Source organism: Stappia indica (assembly GCF_020177335.1).
Taxonomy (GTDB): domain Bacteria; phylum Pseudomonadota; class Alphaproteobacteria; order Rhizobiales; family Stappiaceae; genus Stappia; species Stappia indica_B.
This window is the reverse complement of the sequence record NZ_JAIVMG010000033.1, coordinates 1-5,583: the sequence shown is the minus strand read 5'-3', so window position 1 is coordinate 5,583 and position 5,583 is coordinate 1. Positions and strand designations below refer to the sequence as shown.

Annotated in this window: 2 protein-coding genes; one reads left to right on the top strand and one right to left on the bottom strand. The window is 65.3% G+C overall.

The genetic code is table 11. The annotated features are described in order from the left end of the window. Nucleotides 1–599 precede the first annotated feature (599 nt). Nucleotides 600–2,501, top strand: coding sequence for a M23 family metallopeptidase (locus LC062_RS21185; protein WP_224913143.1), 1,902 nt, complete (start codon nt 600–602; stop codon nt 2,499–2,501). A 147-nt stretch (nt 2,502–2,648) separates the two neighbouring features. Here LC062_RS21185 and clpB read toward each other — a convergent pair whose 3' ends face one another. Beyond that, nucleotides 2,649–5,249, bottom strand: a complete 2,601-nt coding sequence (clpB, locus tag LC062_RS21180) for an ATP-dependent chaperone ClpB (protein WP_224913142.1) — start codon at nt 5,247–5,249, stop codon at nt 2,649–2,651. Between the last annotated feature and the right edge of the window lie 334 nt (nt 5,250–5,583).

The window sequence follows — 5,583 nt, the reverse complement described above, 5'->3', positions numbered from 1 at the left end:
ACAGCTCAAGGCGCCGGCCAAACCCCGGCGCCGCCGTCGTTGTGGGAGCTATATACCCACCGCCCCCGCAAACCGTCAAGCCCGACACCCAGAAAAAAACGCAAGACCCCAAAAAACCCACCACTCACACCAAACCCCTTGTGAACAACACACCCCGACAAACACAAAAACACAAACAATCCCAACACCTTAAAACTATCAACAGCCGCAGGAGCGCGCGAAGCTCGACGCCGCAAAGCCCCGCAAACCACTCCCAAACACACCCAAACACACCCAAACACACCCAAACACACCCAAAACGCACAGCCAAACAAACCACAAACGTCAAACAAACGTCATCGGAAGCCGCCAGGATCAACGATCAAGCCCAAAAGCAGTGCAAGCAGGCCGCCAGGCCCCCCTCGCCATAAATACGCCGGATTGCTCGTGTCCACCGAGGCACCTATAAGGGGTTGCGCGGTCCGCGTGCCCGTTGCTCCGACCGGGGCATCCTCGTGACACTCTCGAAGCAAAACGGAAAAGAGCAAGACACGATGCATATTGGCGGCCAACATCCAGGTCACAGGGATCAGGTCGACCTCGGCGACGAGCCGCCCCTCATGGTCTATGACGAGCGCAACCAGCTGCCGGACCGACGCCGGGTGAGCCTGCGCTGGCTCACCGGCTCGATTCTGACCGGACTGACCTCGGTCACTCTGATGGGCGGCGCCCTGGTGGCTGCGCTCGATGGCCAATACGAGGTGTCCGCTGCCCCCGTGCGCGGTGAAGATGCCAATCCCCAGCAGCGCGGCCGGCTCGGTTTGTCCAGGACCAAGGGCGACCGGGTGATCCGCTCGACCGCACAATACTCCAATCGCCAGATCGTTCCCGTGTCCACGGTGCACCGGGTTGGCGACCGCGATCACATCAAGCTGCGCCCCTATGCGCTTGTCACCGCCACCCTCGCCACCCGCGCCAGCCGCGACCAGGCCGCCGACATCCCGCCCTTCAACCCGCTCAGTCTTTTTGCCGACAACAATGCGCTGCCGCAGCGCGCCGTCAGCGATGCGGTCTACGATGCACGGGTGGATGGCGAAGTCTCTATCAGCGTTCGCGACTTTCCCATCGACAATCCGCTTGCCAGCATGGTGGAGGCGCCCGGCGACCTGGAAATCGAGCGCACCGTCCGCCAGACCGCGCGCTTCCTGTCCGGCAATGCCATTGCCACGGAAAACGAGCCGGTGATCGATCCCGGCCGTTTCGACTTCAACCTCGCCCAGCAACCGGAACTGTCGCGCCTGTCCGTCCGGATCACGCCGGAGAATGTCTCCTTCGTCTCCAAGTCCGACGACGCGGAAGGCTTCGCCGGCATGGAAGAGAAGATCATCCCCGTGGCCGGTGATCGCAGCTTCCGCGACGTGCTGGTCGAAAACGACGCCAGCGAGGAAGAGGCGGACGCCATCGTCGCCAGCTTCGAACAGGAATTCGGCATCGGCAGCCTGACGGAAGGCCAGCGTCTGCGCATCGCCCTGGCCCCGGAACGCGACATCCCGGAGCGGATGCAGCCGCAGCGCATCAGCCTTTACGAGGACACCGCGCACCGAGCCACCATCGCCCGGTCCGACACCGGCGCGTTCGTGCCGGCCGAAGCGCCGGACACCTTCCTTGCCGATGCCTTCGCCGAGGCGGACCGGGTCGGCTACGCCGGCACCACGCCGACCCTCTACGACAGTCTCTACCAGACCGCGCTCGAGCAGGACGTGAACGGCGATCTGATCTCCGACCTGGTGCGGATCTTCTCCTTCGACGTGGATTTCAAGTCCCGGGTCAAGCCGGGCGATTCCTTCGAGGTGTTCTACGGGCTGGACGAAGCGGAAAGCGACATGCCGGCGGAGATCCTCTACACCTCGCTCACCTCGCGCGGCACCACCCGTCGCTTCTACCGCTTCCGCACTCCCGATGACGGGGTGGTCGATTTCTACGACGAGACCGGCAAGAGCGCGAAGAAGTTCCTGATGCGAAAGCCCCTGTCCGGCGGTCGCTACCGCTCCGGCTTCGGCATGCGCCGGCACCCGATCATCCGCACCATGCGCCTGCACAGCGGCGTCGACTGGTCGGCCAAGCGTGGCACGCCGATCATGGCCGCCGGCAATGGCGTGGTGGTCAAGGCCCGCTGGGTGTCCGGCTATGGCCGGCGCATCGAGATCCAGCACGCCAATGGCTACCTGTCCACCTACAGCCACCAGACGAGCTTCGCCAAGGGCATCGAGGAAGGCGTGCGCGTGCGTCAGGGCCAGGTGATCGGCTATGTCGGTTCGACCGGCCTGTCGACCGGCCCGCACCTTCACTACGAGGTCAAGGTCAACGGCCGGTTCGTCGACCCGATGCGCATTCGCCTGCCACGCGGACGGGTGCTGGATGGAGACCTTCTCGCCGCCTTCAATCGCGAGCGCGAGCGGATCGACACCCTGATCGACCGTGCCGATGGCCCCTCCCGGGTGGCTTCGGCCGACCGTCTCTGATCGGGCGGCGCCCGGAACGGCGCATCACCGAGACGCTCTGCGACGCAAACAGCCCCGCCCGGAAGCCGGACGGGGCTGTTGTCTTTTCTTCTCGCTTGCGCCGTCGCCGGTCGGACCCGGCGGCGGCAGATCGCGGGGCTGCTCCGATCAGGCGGCGGCGCTTTCCGCCTCCGCCACCTGGAACAGAAGCCGGTCGGAGCCGGCCGACCCCTCAACCGTCTGCCCGTCGGCCACCTTGCCCGCGAGGATCATCTCGGCGAGCGGATCCTGCACCTCGCGCTGGATCACCCGCTTCAGCGGCCGGGCGCCATAAGCCGGGTCATACCCCCGTTGCGCCAGCCAACCGAGCGCCCCATCATCGAGCTTGAGGGTGATCTTGCGATCGGCCAGCAAGCCCTGAAGGCGCCGCAGCTGGATGTCGACGATCGCCGCCATCTGCGAGCGCTGCAGCCGGTGGAACAGGATCTGATCGTCCAGCCGGTTGAGGAACTCGGGCCGGAAGTGCCCCCGCACCACCGCCATCACCTGATCGCGCACCGCCGAGGACTCCTCGCCCTCCGCCTGGGCCACCAGATAGTCGGACCCCAGGTTCGAGGTCATGATGATCAGCGTGTTGCGGAAATCGACCGTGCGCCCCTGACCATCGGTCAGGCGGCCATCGTCGAGCACCTGCAGCAGCACGTTGAACACATCCGCATGCGCCTTCTCGATCTCATCGAACAACACCACCTGATAAGGCCGGCGCCGCACCGCCTCGGTCAGGGCACCACCCTCTTCATACCCGACATAGCCCGGAGGCGCGCCGATCAGCCGAGCGACCGAATGCTTCTCCATGTATTCGGACATGTCGAGACGGACCATGGCCATCTCGTCGTCGAACAGGAACTCGGCGAGCGCCTTGGTCAGCTCCGTCTTGCCGACACCGGTCGGACCGAGGAACAGGAACGAGCCGATCGGCCGGTTCGGATCCTGCAGGCCGGCCCGCGCCCGCCGCACCGCCGTGGACACCGCATGCACGGCTTCCTGCTGACCGATCACCCGCCGCGCCAGTTCGTCTTCCATGCGCAGCAGCTTTTCGCGCTCGCCTTCCAGCATCTTGTCGACCGGGATACCGGTCCAGCGGGAGACCACATGGGCGACATGGTCGGTGGTCACCGCCTCCTCGACCATCGCGCCGCCCGCGACATCGCTGCCCTCGGCGTCCGACAGCGCCTTTTCCAGATCCGGGATGACGCCATAGGCAAGCTCGCCGGCCTTGGCGAGATCCCCCTGGCGCTGCGCCTTTTCCAGATCGCCGCGCGCCTGATCCAGTTGCTCCTTCAGCTTCTGCTCCGAGGACAGCTTCTGCTTCTCGCCCTGCCAGCGGGCGGTGAGCTCAGCCGCTTCCTCTTCCAGATTGGCCAGCTCGCCTTCCAGCTTTTCCAGCCGATCCTTCGCCGCCGTGTCGGTTTCCTTCTTCAGCGCCTCGCGCTCGATCTTCAACTGGATGATGCGCCGATCCAGCTCGTCCAGCTTCTCCGGCTTGCTGTCGACCTGCATCCTGAGACGGCTCGCCGCCTCGTCCACCAGGTCGATCGCCTTGTCCGGCAGGAACCGGTCGGTGATGTAGCGGTTCGACAGGGTCGCCGCCGCGACAATCGCCGAATCGGTGATCCGCACCCCGTGATGCAGCTCGTATTTGTCCTTGATGCCGCGCAGGATCGAGATGCTGTCCTCCACCGTCGGCTCGGACACGAACACCGGCTGGAAGCGACGGGCCAGCGCCGCGTCCTTCTCCACATGCTTGCGGTACTCGTCGAGCGTCGTCGCGCCGACGCAATGCAATTCACCGCGCGCCAGTGCCGGCTTCAGGAGGTTGGAGGCATCCATCGCCCCATCCGCCTTGCCCGCACCGACCAGCGTATGCATCTCGTCGATGAACAGCACGATGCCGCCGGCCGCCGCCTGCACCTCGGACAGAACCGCCTTCAGACGCTCCTCGAATTCGCCCCGGTACTTCGCACCGGCGATCAGCGCCCCCATGTCGAGCGCCAGCAGCTTCTTGTCCTTCAGGCTTTCCGGCACATCGCCATTGACGATCCGAAGCGCCAGACCTTCGGCGATGGCGGTCTTGCCGACCCCGGGCTCACCGATCAGCACCGGGTTGTTCTTGGTCCGGCGCGACAGGACCTGCATGGTCCGGCGGATCTCGTCATCACGGCCGATCACCGGGTCGAGCTTGCCGTCCCGTGCCGCCTGGGTCAGGTCGCGGGCATATTTCTTGAGAGCGTCATACTGGCTTTCCGCCGAGGCGCTGTCGGCCGTGCGCCCCTGACGCAGATCGTTGATCGCCTCGTTCAGCCGCGCCGGCGTCACGCCTGCGTTGGCCAGCGCCTTGCCCGCGTCGCTCTCCTTGTTCATCGCCAGCGCCAGCAGGAGCCGCTCGACGGTGATGAAGGAATCGCCCGCCTTCTCCGCAATCTTCTCCGCCTGATCGAACACCTGCGCCAGTGCCGGAGCGAGATAAAGCTGACCCGCACCGCCCGAAACCTTGGGCAGGGCGGAAAGAGCTTTTTCATTGGCCAGAACCGCGTCCTTGACGCGCCCGCCGGCGCGCTCGATCAGACCGGCCGCCATCCCTTCCGGATCATCGAGCAAGACCTTGAGCAGGTGTTCGGCGGTGAACTGCTGATGCGATTGCCCCAGCGCATAGGTCTGTGCCGACTGGACGAAACCGCGGGCACGCTCAGTGTATTTTTCAAAATTCATCTTTGACCTCCAGATCCGGCTGCCCCCCGAAGCAGAGCACCCTTTTCGGACTCCGGACCCGATACGGCGTCCGGGCGGCCGAAACACGACCGCTTGCTGGATATAGTGTTGCATTTCGACAACAAAAGGGGAAATCGTCCAGTGCGAACCAGATATGAAAAAACCGCGCGCCGGGGTGCGGCGCGCGGTTGGCAATCTCTCAAGGTGGCATCCCGACCTCAAGCGGGCCAGGAAAACCGATCAGGCGTCGTTGGTCGCCGGCGCCACCGGCTCCGCCGGGGCTGCGGGCGCCTCCGCCTCGTCGCCCTTCGGCGCGGCGGCCTTCGGCGTGCGC